Here is an 18,306-nt window from a genome sequence, read left to right as displayed (position 1 = left end):
TTCCGGGCAGAATACCGGCGTTGAGCACGCAATCAGTCCAGAACGGAGAGCCGGTGGCGAAAGATCGAACGAGCGCATGGCGCAGGGTGTACCGGGCGCTGCTGCTGCCGGCATTCGCGGCCGTGGTGCTGGCGGCGATGTGGGCGGCGGTGTACTGGCAGGTGCGCCAGGAGCGCGCCACGGCGCGCCACGAGGCGCTGCAGCAAAGCCACGCGCAGGCGCGCACGCTGGCCGAGAACACCGGCTTCCTGCTGCGCCAGGTCGACCATGCGACACAGCTGTTCAAGCTGAAGTTCGAGGAAACCGGCGGCACGCTGCGCCTGGCGGACTTCGCGCGCCGGAATGGCCTGCTGGCCTCGCTGCTGCCGCCCCGGCTGGTGCTGCCGGTCGCGCTGTACGGGCCCGACGGCCGGCTTGCCGACAGCCTGCATGGCCGCTTCGCCGCACAGGCAGGCGCTGCGGGCTGGTTCCGCGCGCTGGCCGGATCGCAAGGCGACATGGCGCAGTTTTCCAACCCGGCCGTCGACACCGCTCCGAACGCCTGGCGCATCCGCATCGCCCGCCGCCTCGACGGGGCCGGCGGCAGCTTCGCCGGTGCCATCGTCATGCTGGTCGACCCGGCGCTGTTCATCGACGACTACGATCGCCTGGAAGCCGGTCCCGGCGGCTATGTCGGCCTGCTGAGCCGCGACACCGGCCTGTCCACCAACCGTATCGACGATCGCGTGTTCAACGACGGCACGCTGGCGTTCGCCGCACGCAAGGATGCGGCCGCCAGCCCCGAGGAAGCGCTGGCGCGGCGCCCGGTGGACGACATCGAACGCATCTACGCATTCCGCGACATGCCCCGCTTCGCGCTGACGGCGGTCGTCGGCCAGGCGAAGGCGCACGCGCTGGCCCGCTTCGAGCGGCGCCGGGCGATCTACGTGGGCGCCGCCGCCGTGGCGTCCGCCGTCGTACTGGCGTTCGTCGCGGCATTGCGGCAGCAGGCGCGGCGCTTGCGCAACAGCACGCGGGCGGCGCATGAAGCACAGCGCCAGCTGCGCGCGGCGGCCGATGCCAGCCTCGATGCGGTGTTCCTGCTGAAGGCCTGCCGCGAATCGTGCGGTGGGGACTTCATCCTGGTCGATGTCAACGAGCGCGGCGCGGCGATCCTGGGCCACGCCCGTGCCGACCTGCTGGGCCGCCGGATCGGCGTGCTGGTGCCGGCATGGCGCGCCGAAGGCTTCCTCGACAAATACCGCCGCGTGCTCGACACGGGCGAGCCGCTCGAAGAGGAGTTCGAGACCCGCACCGGCACGCCGCGCTGGCTGCAGCACCAGATCGTGGCGATCGACGACGGCGTGGCCGTCACCACGCGCGACATCACGGCCCGCAAGCAGGCCGAACTGGCAAGCCGGCAGCAGCAGGCGCGCCTGCGCACGCTGGCCGACATGATGCCGGCGATGATCGCCTACGTCGACGTCGACGAAGTGTACCGCTTCCAGAACCTGGTCTACGAACAGGAGTTTACGCGCCTGGGCGTGCAGGCGATCGGCCGGCGCGCCCGCGACGTCATCGGCGAACGCCGCTATGCGCAGCTGCAACCCTGGGTGCGGCGCGTACTGGCCGGCGAGACCGTCACGTTCGAGGAAGACGAAGATCCCCGGCCGGACGGTGGCCAGCGCAGCTTCGAGGTGCGCTACATCCCCCAGTGGGACGAGGAGCACCGCGGCGTCATCGGCTTCCACGTGGTGCGCACCGACGTGACCGCGCACCGGCGCGAGAAGCAGCACCTGCTGCGGCTGTCGACGATCGACGCGCTGACGGGCCTGACGAACCGTGCAGGTTTCATGGACCGGCTGGGCGCGGCGATGGAATACAGCCGCGCGCATGGCACGCTGATGGCGGTGATGTACATGGATATCGACCGGTTCAAGCCCGTCAACGATACCCATGGCCACGCGGTGGGCGATGCGCTGCTGAAGGCGTTCGCCGGCCGCCTGACCCATGCATTGCGCGACACCGACACGGTGGCCCGGCTGGGCGGCGACGAGTTCACCCTCATCCTCGAACGCCTGCACCGCTGCGAGGATGCCGAACGCACCGCCGCCAAACTGGTGGCCGCGGTGGCCGCGCCGTTCGACCTCGACGGCGTGCGGGCGAACATTTCCACCAGCATCGGCGTGGCCTTCTACGGCGGCGGCGGCGGCTTGGATCCGGCCGGACTGCTGGCGCGCGCCGACGCGCTGCTGTACGAGGCCAAGCAGGCCGGGCGCAACACGTTCCGTACCGGCGGGACGCTGTCCAGCCAGCAACCAGGCATGATCGCATCCTGAACAGTCATACAGTGCGCCACGGCAAGGCTCAGCTTTATATACTGGAAGTCAGCCGCCCGCGGCGTGACCCTCAGGAGCCCCAACGATGAAAGCTACCCCCGACTACCATTCGCTTCCGCCGCGCCGCTTGCCGGCGGCATTGCGCGGCAGCGCCGCCCTGCTCGTCGCTCTGGCGTGCTCCCCGGCAATGGCCGACACCTACACGCTTACGACCCATACCGAAGGCAACACCGCGGCATTCAACCTGCCGGGACTGTTTCCACAAGGCGATATCGTCGGCAGCCGGGTGTTCGACCTGACGGTGACCAGCGTGTTCGACAGCGCCAACGTGCTGTCCAGCGCGGACAGCAACTGGATGCAGGCCAGCGATGCGGCGCTGCGGATCTCGCTGCGGCTGGACGGGCAGCTGTACCGCCTGAACGCGACCGGCGAGGTCACGTCGCAGATCCTGTCCGACACGGACGGTGCTGGCCGCACCACGAAACGTTTTTACCAGACCATCAGTTTCGATCCGACCACGTTCGGCGACCTGGCAACGATCCAGCAATACGTGTTCATGGGTGCCGATCAGTTGGCCATCAAGTCGGTGTTGCAACCAGCCACCGCCTTTTACGCGGACCCGCTGACGAAGGGCTTTTCGATCTATGACTGGCAGAAGCTGCCTGATGACAGCCTGAACCTGCTGGGCGACGGCACGGGCCTGGCGCAGCGCTTCGACTACAACCTGGCCCTGGCAGTGCCGGAACCGGCCACGTATGCGATGTTCGGCGCCGGCCTGGCGCTGCTGGCGGGCGCGGCGCGGCGCGGCAGCAGGGGCGGCAGCAGGGGCGGCAGCAGAAGCGGCTGACCGGCGCGGCTGGGCAGCCGGCCTGCGGACAGCCAGGGGCGGCGGCGCTATCCGCCCCGGCCGCGATGCGCTACACTGTCGCGCTTCCGGCCCACCCTCCATCGAGCTCCGCTCCGTCTGGTAACTTCATGCGCCTGCTGCACACTTCCGACTGGCACCTTGGCCAGTCGCTCCATAATTTCGACCGGCATTACGAACACCAGTGCTTCCTCGACTGGCTGCTGGACACCATCGTTGCCGAACAGGCCGACGCGCTGCTGATCGCCGGCGACGTGTTCGACAACGCCAATCCTTCCGCCGCGTCGCAGCGCCAGCTGTACCGGTTCCTGCGGCAGGCCAGGGCGGCGGCGCCCGGGCTCGACATCATGCTGGTGGCCGGCAACCACGATTCGCCGGGCCGCATCGACGCTCCCGGCCCGCTGCTCGAGGAACTCGGCACGCGCGTGGTCGGCAATGTGGAGCGCAACGCGGACGGCGCGGTCGACGTGGCGCGCATGGTGCATCCGCTGACCAACCGCGACGGCGCAGTGGCCGCGTGGTGCCTGGCGGTCCCGTTCCTGCGGCCGTCCGACGTGCCGCGCGTGGAAGGCGGCGGCGATCCCTACCTGGCCGGCATCGCCGAGCTGTACCGGCAGGCGCTGGCCCATGCCGAAACGCTGCGCCAGCCCGGCCAGGCCATCGTGGCGATGGGCCACTGCCACATGGTCGATGGCCAGATGTCGGCCGACTCGGAACGCCGCATCGTCATCGGCGGCACCGAGATGCTGCCTGCGGGCATCTTCGGCCCGTCGATCGCGTATGCCGCGCTGGGCCACCTGCACCTGGCCCAGCAGATCGGCCGCCACGCCCACATCCGCTATTGCGGCAGCCCGCTGCCGCTGTCGTTTTCCGAAGTGCACTACCAGCACCAGGTGCTGCGCATCGACCTCGACGGCGATGCCTTGCGTGAAACGGTGCCGGTTCCGGTGCCGCGCGCCGTGCACCTGCTGCGCGTGCCGACCCGGCCCGCGCCGCTCGAGCAGGTGCTCGACGAACTGGAAGCGCTCGACTTCCCGCTGGCGCCCGCCTATGCCCAGCCCTACCTGGAAGTGCGCGTGCGCCTCGATGCGCCCGAGCCCGGCCTGCGCGCCCGCATCGAAGCGGCGCTGGAAGGCAAGCATGTACGGCTGGCGAAGATCGAGACCAGCAGCGGCCGCCGCGGCGGCTCGCTCGACGACGCGGCGGTGTCGCTGGACCAGCTCGCGCAATTGCAGCCGGCCGACGTGTTCGCACGGCTGTACCGGCAAAAATTCGATGCCGATGCGCCGGACGACCAGATGGCCGCCTTCGCCGAACTGCTGCTGGCGGAGCCGGCACGATGAGGATCCTGCGTATCGGCGGCCGCAACCTGGCCTCGCTGGCCGATGAATTCTCGGTCGATTTCGGCAGCGACCCGCTGGCGTCCGCCGGCCTGTTCGCGATCAGCGGCCCGACCGGCGCCGGCAAGAGCACCCTGCTCGATGCGCTGTGCCTGGCACTGTACGACCGCACGCCGCGCCTCGTGCATGCGCGCGGCAAGACGCCGGACGTGGGCGACCCGATCGGCTCGGACGATTCGCGAACGCTGCTGCGCCGCGGCACGCCGGAAGGCCACGCGGAAGTCGATTTCGTCGGCAGCGACGGCATCTCGTACCGCGCGCGCTGGAGCGTGCGCCGCTCGCGCACCCGGGCAACGGGGGCACTGCAACCGACGGCGATGACGCTGCACCGGCTGCCAGAGCTGCAGCCGATCGGCGGCACCAAGACCGAGGTGAAGGCGGAAATCGAGGCACGCATCGGTCTGAACTTCGACCAGTTCACGCGCGCCGTGCTGCTCGCGCAGAACGAGTTCGCCACGTTCCTGAAGGCCCAGGACGACGAACGCGGCCTGCTGCTGGAAACGCTGACCGGCAGCACCGTCTACAGCGACCTGTCGCGCCGCGCGCACGAGCGCCACAAGCTCGAGGCGCAGGCGCTGCAGCAAATGCATGCGCGGCTGGCGGACCAGAAGCCGCTGTCGGGCGAAGAGCGCCAGGAAACGGAGGCGCAGGCACGGCAGGCCGAAGCAACGCTGGCGGTGCTCGACGGCCGCAAGGTGGCGCTGGAAACGGACCTGCGCTGGCACGAGGGTGCGGCGCGGCTTGCCGACGGCATCGTCCAGGCCGAAGCGGCCCGGCTGGCACGCATCGCCGACGTGGCGGCGGCCGCGCCGCGCCGCGCCGCGCTCGACAAGCTCGACGCGGTACAGGAAGCGCGGCCGCTGCACGACGCGGTACAGCGCGTGGCACGCGAGGCCGCCGGGGCCCGGGCCGCGATCGCCCGCTGCCGCCAAGACGCGGAGCAGGCCGGACGCGCGCAGGGCGCCGCCGCTGCAGCGCAGCAGCAGGCCGCCCATGGGGTGGAAACCGCCGAGGCCGCCCGGCGCGACGCCGGCCCGCAGCTGGACCGGGCCAAGGCGCTCGACGCCCGCATCGACGCGATGCAGCCGCAGCATGCGCGGGCGCGCGCCGCCCGCGATGCCGCCGTGGCGGCCGTGACCGCGGCGACCGCGGCACTGACCGACAAGCGCAACGAGCGCCGCGGCCTCGTCGCCGCCCAGGAATCCGCCCACGCCTGGCTGGAGGGGCGCCGGCACTGGGCAGTGCTGGGCCAGCAGTGGCCGCGCTGGGAAGAACTGTTCACGCAGGCCGGCCGCGCCGCCCATCAAAGTACGGCGATCGCCGCGAAACTGGCCGACGCGCAGCGCCGCGCCGGGCATCACCGCGACGAGGAAGCGGCCGCCCGGGCCGGCCTGGCCGCCGCCGCCGAAACGCTGCGCGCGGCCGAGGCGGAGCGCGCCGCCGCGGTGGCGGCGCTGGCCGCCTTCGACGCCGAAGCGCTGGGTTCACGGCGCACGGCGCTGGAAACACGGCGCGCCGCGCTGCAGGATGGCGAACGGCTGTGGCTCGACCTGGTCGCCGGCAGCGAACGCCACGCGGCGCTGGCCGCGCAGGCAGCGCAACTGGAGCAGGCGCATGCCGCCGCGCAGGCGCTGGCCGAGGCGGCCCGCGCCGACCTTGCCGCCGGCCAGGCCGCGCTGGCGCAGGCCGAGCGCGCGCTGGCGGTGGCTGAAGCGGCGTGCGGCGAAAGCGTCGAACAGTTGCGCGCCACGCTGGAAGACGGCGCGCCCTGCCCCGTGTGCGGATCGGCCGACCATCCGTATCACGGCAACGACCGGCTGCGCGGCATGCTCGACACATTGCGCGGCGACGTGGCGCGCTGGCGCACGGCGCAGCATCGTACGATCGAACAGGAAGCGACCCAGCGCGCGCTGGCGGCATCGAACGCGGCCCGGCTGGCGCAGGTGCGCGACGAACTCGCGGCGCTGGCGCCCGCGGTGGCGGCACTGGTCCGACGCTGGGATGCCATGCTGGCAACCCTCGACGATGGCGCCGGCGTGGCCGATGATGCGCGTGCCGCCTGGCTGTCCGCCCGCCTGGCCGAAGCCGCCGCGGCATTGCAGGAAGTGGCGCGGCAGGAGCAGGCGATGCGCCAGGCCGCCGCCGTGCGCGACCGCGCGCAGGGCGCATGCGAACGCGCCGCCGCGGAACAGGCGCGCTGCCAGGCCAGCCAGGGAAGTGCCGCGACCGCGCTGGCGCAGGCGCAGGCCCAGGCCGAAGCACTGCATTCGCAGCACATCGATGCCATCCACCACCTCGACGCGCTGCTGGACGATCTCGATCCGGCGTTTGCCGATGCGCCCGAGACGGGAGCCGAGGGCTGGAAGGACCACTGGCGCCAGGACCCCGGGCACTTCCATGCGCTGCGCCAGGCCGAGAGCCGCCAGTGGCAGAAGCAGCACGCCGACCTGGACGAGCGCGCCGCGAAGATCGCGGCACTGGATATCGAACTGGCGGCGCTGCAGGAGGCGCACGCGAAGGTGGCCGCCGAAGAGCATGCCGCGCGCGCCGCCTTCCTGGCGGCGGACGAAGCGCTGCAGGCGGCGCGCGCCCAGCGCGTGGCGTTGTGGAACGGTGCGCCCGTGGGCGAAGTCGAAACGCGGCTGCGCACTGCCTGCGAAGCGGCCCACGCCGCCTTGCGCGCGCAGCAGGAGGCTGGCCAGCAGGCCGCCCAGGCGCGCGCCCGCTGCGACGAAGCACTGGCGCAGGCGCAGCGCCGCCTTGCCGAACTGGACGAAGCGGCCGGCATCGCCCACCAGGAACTGTCCGCATGGCTGGAAACGTTCCGCCACGCCCATGTCGAGCCGGACCTGTTCGCGGCGCCGGTGGACGGGGTCGCGTCCGTGGACGAGCTGCTGGCCTTGCTGGCCCATCCGCAGGAGGAAATCCGCGCCGAGCGGCAAGCCTTGCAGGCGCTGGACGGTGCGGTGGCGCAGGCGCTGGCCGTGCTGCGCGAGCGCGAAGCGCAACTGGAACAGCATCGGGCCACGGCGCCGGCCGGTGCCGACGACGGCCCGCAGCCCCTGCGCGAGGCGCTCGATGCCCTCGCGGCCGAGCGCCGCGCCGCGCAGGAAGCGGCGTCCGCCCTGAAGGTGGCGCTGGCGCAGGATGACGAACGCCGCCGCCGCGCCAGCGCGATGCTGGCGGACCTGGAAAAACAGGAGGCCAGCGAGCGCCGCTGGGCAAGGCTGGCTGAACTGATCGGCTCCGCGGATGGCAAGAAATTCCGCAACTATGCCCAGCAGTTCACGCTCGACGTGCTGCTCGGCTATGCCAACGCCCACCTGCGCCAGCTGGCGCCGCGCTACCAGCTGTTGCGCATCGACAACCCGTCGCAGCCATCGCTGGGGCTGCTGGTGCGCGACCTGCACATGGGCGACGACCTGCGCTCGGTGCATTCGCTGTCGGGCGGCGAATCGTTCCTCGTGTCGCTGGCGCTGGCCCTGGGACTGGCCTCGCTGTCGTCGAACCGGGTGCGCGTGGAATCGCTGTTCATCGACGAGGGCTTCGGCAGCCTGGATGCGGAAACGCTGCGGGTGGCGATGGACGCGCTCGACAACCTGCAGGCGATGGGCCGCAAGGTCGGCGTGATCTCCCACGTGCAGGAGATGACGGAACGGATCGCCACGCGGATCCTGGTGCAGCCCGGTGCAGGCGGCCGCAGCCATGTAAGCGTTGCCTGTTAAAATGGCGGCTTATCGTTCCCTGTTGTTGAAAACATGTTCAAAGCACCACGTACCCTGACATTCAAGTGCGCGAAATGCGCCAAGGCGGTCAAAGTGACCGTCCAGAAAGTTTCCGCCTGCTCGCACATCACGCCCTATTCCGGCGTGTGCGCGTGCGGCGAAGTGAAGCTGCATGCCGTGGGACAGCCGGATGCCGTACAGGCATACCTGGCCTCGAACGGCCTGTGGACCCACCATCACTGATTTCCTCAAGTAATCGGCGCGCATGCCGATGTAGAGGGACATAGTCAAAGAGGCCAGCCATGTCTTCGCTCTCTCCACTCGGCACCCGCCAGTACCAGAATTCCGCCCTCGCCGGATCGACCCAGCAGCCGGCGCGCGGCAACACTGCCGTACCGCAAACGGCAGCCGGCAAGGCCAGCAGCAATGTCGCCCTGTCCTCCGGGGCGGTCGACCTGCAGCAGCGCATCGATGCGCTCGGCAACGACACGATCGACCTGGCGCAGAACTTCCTCGGCAAGTTCGCCCATCAACTGCTGGGCGACAGCGCCAAAGGCGCGACGATCGCCTTCGATTCCGTGTCGCTCGACACCTCGTCGACCTTCGCCGCCGGCACGCTGCGCAGCGAGGGCGCGGAAGGACTCCGCAATGCCTCCGCCTTCAGCCTGAACGAGAGTTCGCACTTCCTCGGCAAGGGTACGATCACGCTGGCCGACGGCAGCAAGTACGATTTCGAAGTGGAAGTGCGGTACGAGTCGTCGATGAGCGCCGGCTTTTCCGGCAAGGAAGGGGCGAAGCAGACTGAGCAGAATACGCCGCAGCAGTTGCCGGCCTTCGAGTTCCCCGATATCGACTGGCCCGGCAGCCTGGGCGACCTGTTCAAGCTGATGGACAAGCCGATTTCCGGCGACGTGAAGCAGGGCGAAAACGGCGATGTGCTGGGCAGCCTGTCGGTGCGGCTGATGCAGCTCGTCAAGAACACGCAGTCGCTCGACACGTACGCCCCGGCGTCGCCCGTCAAGGCCTACCAGGTCGAATCCGGCGCGGAACCCGCGTTCGGGCCGGCGACCGACAAGACGCAAATGCCGATCAAGGTGCCGACCGAACCCGTGGCGGAAGCCCCGGTGGAGGCGCCGATCGTCAAGTCCGCCGGCGACATTCCGCTGACCATCTCGACCACGCCGCCGCCGGACGACGCGTCCTGACCGCTATAATAGGTGCCGCAGTCCGAAACCGCCGTGCAGGCGGTTTCGCCGTTTACCACCTTAGCAGGACGCATATGGACACATCCCTCCTCCACTGGACCGAACAAGGAACCGACCGTTCCGCCCGCTGGCATTCGGAGGCGGGCATGCCGCCGCCGAAGCGCGTGGTCGTTGCCGACGACACGCTGAACGCCGATACCGCCTACCGGCTTGCCTGCGAAGGCACGGCGCTGCTGTGGCGCGGCGATTTCCAGAATGCCCGGCAGTTGCTGCAGGCGCTGGCACGCCGCGCCGACGGCAAGCATGGCAAGGGCAAGCCCGGCAAAGGCAAGAACAAGCCTGCCAAGGTACCGGCCACGCCGACCGAAGCTTTCCACCTGCACCGCCAGGCGCAGTCGCAACGCGCGCGCACGCTGGCCATGCTGCTGATCCCGTTCGAACCCGGCTACACGATCCCGCTGCGCCGCGCGCCGGACGTGAAACTCGCCTGCAACGAAGCCTACGGCCGCGGCGAGGACGCGTTCGTGATCTCGCTGCGCGAACTGCTGGGCCTGGTTGGGGCGCACGAGTGGCGCAAGACCGGCGTCGAGATCCCGGCACTCGGCGCACGCATCCACCCGCACTACGGCGTGTTCTCGCCGGTGCGCGGCGAATACGTGCAACTGGTGGCGGAAACGCCGCTGCCGAAAAAGACCAATGTGGCGTTCGACATCGGCGCCGGTACCGGGGTACTGAGTGCCGTGCTGGCACGGCGCGGCGTGCCGCACGTGATCGCGACCGACATGGACCGCCGCGCCCTCTCCTGCGCGCGCGACAACATCCACCGGCTGGAGCTGGAAGAGCAGGTCGAACTGCTGGAAGCGGACCTGTTCCCGCCGGGCCGCGCGCCGCTGGTGGTGTGCAATCCGCCGTGGGTGCCGGCGCGGCCGAGTTCGTCGATCGAGCACGCGGTGTTCGATCCGGACAGCCGGATGCTGAAGGGCTTCCTGGCCGGCCTGAAGGACCACCTGGCCGAAGGCGGCGAAGGCTGGCTGATCCTGTCCGACCTGGCCGAGCACCTGGGCCTGCGGCCGCGCGCGCAACTGCTCGAATGGATCGCCCAGGCCGGACTGGTGGTGCTGGGCCGGCAGGACGTCAAGCCGGTGCACCCGAAAGCGGGCGATGCCGAGGACCCGCTGCATGCGGCGCGGGCGGCCGAGGTGACGTCGCTGTGGCGGCTGGGTGCGGCCTGAATTAGGGCCTGCATCCGGCCTGCAAGGAACTAGTTTCATGCATGCTTGCGCAATACGGCACCAGCGTATATAATTCTTGCCTCAGACGCGGGGTGGAGCAGTCTGGCAGCTCGTCGGGCTCATAACCCGAAGGTCACAGGTTCAAATCCTGTCCCCGCAACCAGATTCAAAGAACCGCCGGTTTCCAGTGATGGAACCGGCGGTTTTTTCATGGGTTTCCATGGACGCTCGCGCGCCGATCGCCCCCCCCTGAAACGGCCGCCTTGACGCTGCCGGACGCGCTGCCTACACTCGGGTCTTTGTTTCCAGAAATTCAGGAGCCGCCGTGTCGGACCAGCACGATCTTCCATCGAAACCCTCGCGGCGCCGGCTGTTCGGCGCGGCCGCGGCGGCAAGCGCCATCGGCGCCCTGCCCGCCATCGCTCCATCGGCGGCGCCGCAAGCCAGGCAAGCCGCCAAAGGCTCGCTGGACGCCAGGCTGAAACAGCACGTGAAGAACGTGGTCGTCATCTACCTGGAAAACCGCAGCTTCAACAACCTGTTCGCCGGTTTCCCGGGCGAGGCATCGCCGCTCGCCGACGTGCCGCCGGAGCGATACGTGCAGCGCGATTACGACGGCAGCGTGCTGCCCGAATTGCCGAAGGTATGGGGCGGCACGCTGGCCGCGCCGCAGGAGCTGGCCGGCAAACGCTACGAACTGAAGGAAGACGACGTGAGGGGCCTGCCGAACGCGCCCTACGCACTGAAGGACGCCAGCGGCAAGCCGCTGCCGGAAGCCCTGATCACGCGCGACCTGCAGCACCGCTTCTACCAGAACCAGATGCAGATCAACGGCGGCAGGAACGACGGCTTTGTCGCCTGGACCGATGCCGGCGGCCTGGTGATGGGCCACTACGGCCAGACGAGCAAAAACCTGGGCCTGTGGCAGGTGGCGCGCGAATTTACCTTGTGCGACAACTTCTTCATGGCGGCATTCGGCGGTTCCTACCTGAACCACCAGTTCCTGATTTCCGGCCGCACCCCGGAGTATTTCCATGCAAAGGACACCAGGGCGAAGAAAAAGATCTGCGTGACGGCCGACGGCCCCGCCGGTTCGCGCCTGGCCCTGGCGCCGGACAGCCCGAAGTCCGCGCTCGACGGCAAGGCGAAATTCGTCAACGACGGCGCCATCACGCCGGACGGCTATGCGGTGAACACGATGGCGACGCCCTACCAGCCCAGCTGGGTACGGCCGCCGTTCGACGGCGATCCAATGCTGGCGGATCCGGACGACGCGGGAGTGCTGCCGCCGCAGACCTATGACACGATCGGCGACCTGCTGTCCCGCAAGGGCGTCAGCTGGGCATGGTATGGCGGCGCGTGGCAGGCCGCGCTCGATGAGCTGGGCGGCGGCGCGAAGCCGAACTTCCAGTCGCACCACCAGCCGTTCAACTATTTCAGGAGCTTCGCACCCGGCACGGCCGCGCGCGAAAAACACCTGCGCGACGGCGGCCTGGGCGACAGCCCGATCTCGAACAGGTTCCTGGCCGACGTGGTGGCCGGCAAGCTGCCCGCCGTGAGCTTCTACAAGCCGCAGGGGAACCTGAACCTGCATGCCGGGTATTCGGATATCGAATCGGGCGACCAGCATATCGTCAACGTGCTGGCGCACCTGAAAGCCTCGCCGCAGTGGAAGGACATGGTGGTGGTGGTCACGTTCGACGAGAACGGCGGCTGGTGGGACCACGTCGCGCCACCCAAGGGCGACCGCTGGGGGCCGGGCTCGCGCATCCCGGCGATCGTCGTCTCGCCCTTTGCAAAGAAAGGCAGCGTCGACCACAATTTCTACGACACCACGTCGATCCTGCGCTTCATCACGCGGCGCTTCGACCTGCCGCTGCTCGAAGGCCTTGCCGCTCGCAACCAGGCCTTTGCCGAACGCGGCGCGCGGCCACCGGGCGACCTGACTGCGACGCTGGCGTTCCGCTGAGGTCCAGCGAAACGCGGGCAGCCCCACGCAGCACAAACCCGTGGCGCTGTGTTACACTGCGCGCCGCTTCAGATGAAAAGCCCGACTGCCAAAGCCGGGCTTTTGTTTTTGCACGCCACACGATGAGAGACAAAAAAGACAACGCGACATTCGACCTGCCCGGTTTCGGCCCCGCCGAGCCGCTGCAGCCGGAACCGAAGGCGCCGCCGGCGCCACGCGCGCGTCGCGTCGCGCTCCGGCACGAACAGCTCGAATTGCTTGCCCCGACCGATGCCAGCGGCCTGCCCGTCTGGCAGCGCGACGAACAGCTGGACGTGACCGGCCTGCCCGTCTGGCGCAAGGACTGAGTATTCCCCTGTGCGGCGTGCACCCGCGCCGCTCTGATAGACTGATTTTCCCTTTTGCCCCACGGGCCCGCCATGACTTCCTTCGCTTCCCTGCCACTGTCCGACGCCTTCCTGGCCAACCTCGAAACGCTGGGCTACAGCACGATGACGCCGATCCAGGCCGAGAGCCTGCCGCCGGTGCTGGAAGGCCGCGACCTGATCGCCCAGGCCCAGACGGGCAGCGGCAAGACCGCCGCCTTCGGCATCGGCCTGCTGTACACGATCAACCCGGCGTGGTTCGCCACGCAGGCGCTGGTGATGTGCCCGACCCGCGAGCTGGCCGACCAGGTGGCCAACGAACTGCGCCGGCTCGGCCGCAGCATCGCCAACCTGAAGGTGCTGGTGCTGACGGGCGGCTCGCCGATGCGCCCGCAGATCGCCTCGCTGGAGCATGGCGCGCACGTCGTCGTCGGCACGCCGGGACGCATCCGCGATCACCTGTCGCGGCAGACGCTCGACCTGTCGTCGATCCGCACGCTGGTGCTGGACGAGGCCGACCGCATGACGGACATGGGCTTCTACGACGACATCGCGGCGATCGTGAAGGAATGCCCGAAACGCCGCCAGACACTGCTGTTCTCGGCGACCTACCCGGACGATATCCGCCACGCCACCGAAGCCTTCCTGGCCGACCCGGTGGAAGTGGTGATCGAGGCGCAGCACACGTCGCTGACGATCGAGCAGCGCTTCTATGAAATCGGCTTCGACTCGCGCGACGAGACGGTGGCACGGCTGCTGCGGCACTTCCAGCCAGCCTCCGCGATCATCTTCTGCAATACCAAGGTGCATTGCCGCGAACTGGTCGACACGCTGCGCGCACAGGGCTTCTCGGCGCTGGCGCTGTACGGCGAACTGGAACAGCGTGAGCGCGACGAGATCCTGGTGCTGTTCGCCAACCGCAGCTGCCAGATCCTGGTCGCCACCGACGTCGCCGCGCGCGGCCTCGATATTTCCGACCTAGAAGCGGTGATCAACGCCGACGTCTCGAAGGACGCCGAAGTGCACGTGCACCGCATCGGACGCACCGGCCGGGCCGGCGGCAGCGGCCTGTCGCTGACCCTGTGCGCGCCGAACGAGAAGAAGTGGGTCAAGCTGATCGAGGAATACCAGAACACGCCGGCCGAATGGCACGAATTGTCTGAACTGGACGAGGACGATCCCGGCCACGGCGATCCGGCACCGATGCTCACGCTGTGCATCAGCGGCGGCAAGAAGGACAAGCTGCGCGCAGGCGACGTGCTGGGCGCGCTGACCGGCGACGCGAAGCTGGCCAAGGAACACGTCGGCAAGATCAACGTGACCGAGTTCCAGACCTATGTGGCGATCGACCGGCGCATGGCCCACGACGCGTTTGCCCGGCTGAATGCGGCCAGCAAGCTGGCCGGCGACTTCGGTACCTTTAAAGGCCGCAACTTCAAGATGCGCTTTATTGACGTGTAAGCGCGACGTACAGGCGCGACGCATAAGTGCGACGTAGAAGCGTTAGTCTCAGCGCGACGCCCGGGCGCGTCGCGGGGTCAGCGCTCCATCTTCGGCAGCAGCGCGGCCAATAGTCCCAGCAGCGGCAGGAACGAGGCGATGTGGTACACCTTCTCGATACCGGCCACGTCGGCGATGTGCCCCATCGCAGCGGCGCCGATGCCGCTGACGCCGAACATCAGCCCGAAGAAAATCCCGGCGATCATGCCGACCTTGCCCGGCACCAGTTCCTGCGCGAACACCACGATTGCCGAGAACGCCGACGACATCACCAGGCCAATCACGACCGACAGCACGGCGGTCCATGCCAAATCCGCGTAGGGCAGCGCCAGCGTGAATGGCGCCGCGCCCAGGATCGACACCCAGATCACGCGCTTGCGGCCGATGCGGTCGCCGATCGGGCCGCCGGCGAAAGTGCCGGCCGCCACCGCGGCGAGGAACAGGAACAGGTACATCTGGGCCGTATCGACCGATACGTGGAACTTCTCGATCAGGTAGAACGTGTAATAGCTCGACAGGCTGGCCATGTAGATATATTTCGAGAACACCAGCATGGCCAGCACCGCCAGCGCGGCGATCACGCGGCCGCGCGGCAACGGTGCCGCGTGCTGCACGGCGGCCTTGCGCACGGCGCTCTTCAGGTGCCCGCCATACCAGCGGCTGACACCCATCAGCACCACCACCGCCACCAGCACCAGCAACATGAACCAGGCGATCTTGCCCTGCCCGCGGCCGACGATGATGGCGGCGGCCAGCAGAGGCCCCAGCGCCGAGCCGATGTTGCCGCCCACCTGGAACAGCGATTGCGCGAAGCCGAAGCGCCCGCCCGATGCCAGCCGCGCGACGCGCGATGCCTCCGGGTGGAACGTCGAGGAACCGACGCCGATCATGCCCGCGGCCAGCAGCAGCATGGCGAACGTGTCCGCAAACGCCAGCAGGCCGACGCCGGCCAGGGTCACGCACATGCCGATCGGCAGCAGGAACGGCAGCGGACGCTTGTCCGTGTACAGGCCAATCCACGGCTGCAGCAGCGAGGCGGTGCACTGGAACGTCAGCGTGATCAGGCCCACTTGCGTAAAGGTCAGCGCGAACTGGTCTTTCAGTAGCGGATAGATGGACGGCAATACCGCCTGCACGCAATCGTTGAGCAGGTGGACGAAGGCAACGGAGAACAGGATCTGCATGACGGCGCCCTGCTGCGCCGGAGTGGTAGGCGCCGCGCTGGCGGCGGCCGAGGCATTGGATGCGGAAGTCATGGCTCGAATATCGATGATGGCCTGCCAGTGTAAGATGTAAGGCCCGAACGCTTCTTCCAATTTTCGTCGCCAAAGTGACACTCATCGCTTCCACGCTCTACTGCCCGAAGTTCCGGGCGCTGCCGCGCGCGGTGACGGCCGTGCCGTCCGAAGCGCAGCATGGCGAACACGTGGTGCCGCACAGCCATCCATGGGTGCAGCTGCTGTATGCCAGCGAAGGCGTGGTGCGGGTGCGCACGGAACTCGGCGTCTGGATCATCCCGCCGCGGCGCGCGCTGCTGATCGCCCCCGGCATCGTGCACGAGTTGACGATGCTGTCGCGCGTCAACATGCGCACGCTGTACATCGACGCCATTGCTGCCGCGGGCCTCGTCGATGGCTGCCGCGTGCTGGAAGTCAGCGCGCTGCTGCGCGAGCTGATCCTGGCGCTGTCGGCCGAGCCGGTCGACTACCCGATGCCGGGGCGCGGCGAACAGCTGGCGCAACTGATCCTGTCCGAGCTGGCGTCGATGGAAACCGTGCCGATCGCCGTGCCATGGCCGCGCGACCGGCGCCTGCGCGCCCTGTGCACCGACATCATGGATGACCCCGGCAGTCGCCGCGCGCTCGAGGACCGCGCGCTGGACGCCGGCGCCAGTGCCCGCACGCTGATCCGGCTATTCCCGAAAGAAACCGGCCTGCACTACCGCCAATGGGTGCAGCAGGTCCATCTCGCCCACGCGTTCCCGATGCTTGCCCGCGGCGAAAGCGTGGGCACCATCGCCGCCAGCCTCGGCTACGCCAGCCCCAGCGCCTTCACCAGCATGTTCCGTCGCCTGCTCGGCAAGACCCCGCAGCATTACCTGACAGAATGGCGCGGCCCGGGCTGACGGTCGGACAGCACCAACGGCCGAGCTGGTTTCAAAACAACACCGGGGACAGTCCCCGAATTTTTACAACACTTTCTGTTGTAAAAAAATCGGGGACTGTCCCCAACAATTAGCCACACATTTATTGCGAGACTGGCAATCGGCATAGGGGGCAGCTAATGTAAGCTGCGCCCCTGCCACACCACCCGGCATGCGGGTCCGCACCGGGCGGTTCGAGTAGTTGAGGTCAGGACAGGCGTGGTACGCCAAGCCGGTCGAAATAAGCGATCGTGAGGACTGTTTTCAGCAACCGATCAGCGTTTCGCCACCAGCATCGGCTGCTAGCGGCTACCCGCTTCGCAACCGTTTCCGACGCCCCTAGATTGCGCAATTCCCGATACATGGTTTTTCCACGCTTCCAGTGCTTGAGCTGGATCGCTCTCAGCCTGTGGCGCAGCCACTCATCGAGTTTCCGCCAAACCTTCGGCGTTTGAGCCAGCTTGAAGTACCCTTTCCAGCCAAGCATGTAGCGGCGCAGGTTGTCGACGACTTGTGCCATGCTTTTGCCGCCAGAGCGCCACGTCAATTCCCGAATACGCTGCTTGAATGTTGCCAGCGGCTTATCCGCGACCTTGAGTTTGACGCCACTGCGATCAGCCCAGAGGCTGTAACCGAGGAATTTACGACCAAAGGCGCTACCCACCGCACTCTTGCCTTCGTTGACCACGAGGTGCAACTTGTCATAGAGACGGCGCAGCAACGCCATCACCCGCTCGCCAGCATGCTTGCTGCGCACGTAGACGTTCGCATCATCGGCATAGCGCGCAAAGCAATGGCCGCGACGTTCCAGTTCCTTGTCCACTTCATCGAGCAGGACGTTGGCCAGTAGCGGCGACAGCGGCCCGCCTTGCGGCGTCCCCTCGTTCCGCGACTGCACCACGCCATGGTCCATGATGCCGCTGTTCAGATAAGCGCGGACCAGCCAGATTACTCCAGCGTCATTGATGCGTTTCCGTAGGCGGTCGATCAGGATGTCGTGGTTGACCCGGTCGAAGAACTTCGACAGGTCCACGTCCACTACGATCCGTCGTCCCGACTGGACATACGCCCGAGCGGCAAGTACCGCATCCTGCGCACGCCGACCGGGACGAAAACCGTAGCTGTGCTCGCTGAAAGTGGGGTCAAGAATCGGTTGCAGCACCTGGAGCAGTGCTTGCTGGATCAGCCGATCCGTCACCGTCGGGATGCCGAGCTCACGCTCGCCACCGTCGGGCTTCGGGATCGTCACCCTTCGTACCGGGCGGGGCCGGTACGTCCCTGCCAGCAGTTGTTCGCGTATTTCCGGCCAGGCGACGGCCAGATAGCGCGAGGTTTCGTCAATGTCCCGACCATCCACCCCGGCTGCGCCCTTGTTGGCACGCACACGCTTGAACGCCTGCAGCAGATTTTCCCTTCTCAGCGCTGCTTGCAGCAGCGCCGATCCTGCGTTTCCTGACACATGTCGCGGACCACAGGCTTCGTCGCTGGAAGTTGCAGCCAAGGCTTCACCCTGACCTACGGCCTCCCGCCCCGCTGACGCGGGCATCTGACGCATTGCCTGTTGTATCGACATGCCGGAAAAAA

13 protein-coding genes and 1 tRNA gene are annotated in these 18,306 nt (G+C 68.1%); 12 read left to right on the top strand and 2 right to left on the bottom strand.

From position 1 onward, the window contains the following. Positions 1–53 precede the first annotated feature (53 nt). The 11 genes from ACY34H_RS11355 (at position 54) to dbpA (ending at position 14,540) form a co-directional block, all read left to right on the top strand. Positions 54–2,318 (top strand): diguanylate cyclase domain-containing protein, encoded by a 2,265-nt coding sequence (locus tag ACY34H_RS11355; RefSeq protein ID WP_464977603.1) that lies wholly within the window; start codon positions 54–56, stop codon positions 2,316–2,318. 85 nt (positions 2,319–2,403) lie between these two features. Beyond that, complete coding sequence (locus tag ACY34H_RS11350; RefSeq protein ID WP_464977602.1) at positions 2,404–3,165, top strand: PEP-CTERM sorting domain-containing protein; 762 nt, start codon at positions 2,404–2,406, stop codon at positions 3,163–3,165. A 128-nt stretch (positions 3,166–3,293) separates the two neighbouring features. Beyond that, entirely contained in the window at positions 3,294–4,526 is a 1,233-nt protein-coding gene (locus tag ACY34H_RS11345; protein ID WP_464977601.1) for an exonuclease SbcCD subunit D C-terminal domain-containing protein, read from the top strand. Continuing rightward, the gene (locus tag ACY34H_RS11340) at positions 4,523–8,308 is read left to right on the top strand and encodes an AAA family ATPase (protein WP_464977600.1); all 3,786 of its coding nucleotides are present in this window, start codon (positions 4,523–4,525) and stop codon (positions 8,306–8,308) included. Before ACY34H_RS11345 ends, ACY34H_RS11340 begins: the two co-directional genes overlap by 4 nt. Before the next feature lie 33 nt (positions 8,309–8,341). Beyond that, positions 8,342–8,551, top strand: a complete 210-nt coding sequence (locus ACY34H_RS11335) for a hypothetical protein (RefSeq protein ID WP_130188438.1) — start codon at positions 8,342–8,344, stop codon at positions 8,549–8,551. 59 nt (positions 8,552–8,610) lie between these two features. After that, positions 8,611–9,513, top strand: a complete 903-nt coding sequence (locus ACY34H_RS11330; RefSeq protein ID WP_464977599.1) for a hypothetical protein — start codon at positions 8,611–8,613, stop codon at positions 9,511–9,513. 74 nt (positions 9,514–9,587) lie between these two features. Next, entirely contained in the window at positions 9,588–10,745 is a 1,158-nt protein-coding gene (locus ACY34H_RS11325; RefSeq protein ID WP_464977598.1) for a methyltransferase, read from the top strand. Between the two features lie 86 nt (positions 10,746–10,831). Further along, positions 10,832–10,908: transfer RNA gene (locus tag ACY34H_RS11320), tRNA-Met, on the top strand. A gap of 162 nt (positions 10,909–11,070) precedes the next feature. Then, positions 11,071–12,714, top strand: coding sequence for an acid phosphatase (locus ACY34H_RS11315; RefSeq protein WP_464977597.1), 1,644 nt, complete (start codon positions 11,071–11,073; stop codon positions 12,712–12,714). A 122-nt stretch (positions 12,715–12,836) separates the two neighbouring features. Further along, positions 12,837–13,061, top strand: coding sequence for a hypothetical protein (locus tag ACY34H_RS11310; RefSeq protein WP_464977596.1), 225 nt, complete (start codon positions 12,837–12,839; stop codon positions 13,059–13,061). Between the two features lie 72 nt (positions 13,062–13,133). Further along, a complete protein-coding gene (gene dbpA / locus ACY34H_RS11305) occupies positions 13,134–14,540 on the top strand; it encodes an ATP-dependent RNA helicase DbpA (protein ID WP_464977595.1) in 1,407 nt (468 codons plus the stop codon). Between the two features lie 77 nt (positions 14,541–14,617). On the opposite strand, the gene ACY34H_RS11300 is transcribed toward dbpA, so the two are convergent. Beyond that, the gene (locus ACY34H_RS11300) at positions 14,618–15,763 is read right to left on the bottom strand and encodes an MFS transporter (RefSeq protein WP_464977815.1); all 1,146 of its coding nucleotides are present in this window, start codon (positions 15,761–15,763) and stop codon (positions 14,618–14,620) included. A 146-nt stretch (positions 15,764–15,909) separates the two neighbouring features. Between ACY34H_RS11300 and ACY34H_RS11295 the strand changes: the two genes are divergently transcribed. Beyond that, entirely contained in the window at positions 15,910–16,704 is a 795-nt protein-coding gene (locus tag ACY34H_RS11295; RefSeq protein WP_464977594.1) for an AraC family transcriptional regulator, read from the top strand. Positions 16,705–16,930: 226 nt separating this feature from the next. Here ACY34H_RS11295 and ltrA read toward each other — a convergent pair whose 3' ends face one another. Beyond that, on the bottom strand, positions 16,931–18,295 hold the full coding sequence (gene ltrA / locus ACY34H_RS11290) for a group II intron reverse transcriptase/maturase (protein ID WP_464977593.1): 1,365 nt from the start codon (positions 18,293–18,295) through the stop codon (positions 16,931–16,933). Between the last annotated feature and the right edge of the window lie 11 nt (positions 18,296–18,306).

The organism is Pseudoduganella sp. jia 9 (assembly GCF_055502615.1).
This window is presented reverse-complemented; position numbering and strand designations above follow the sequence as displayed.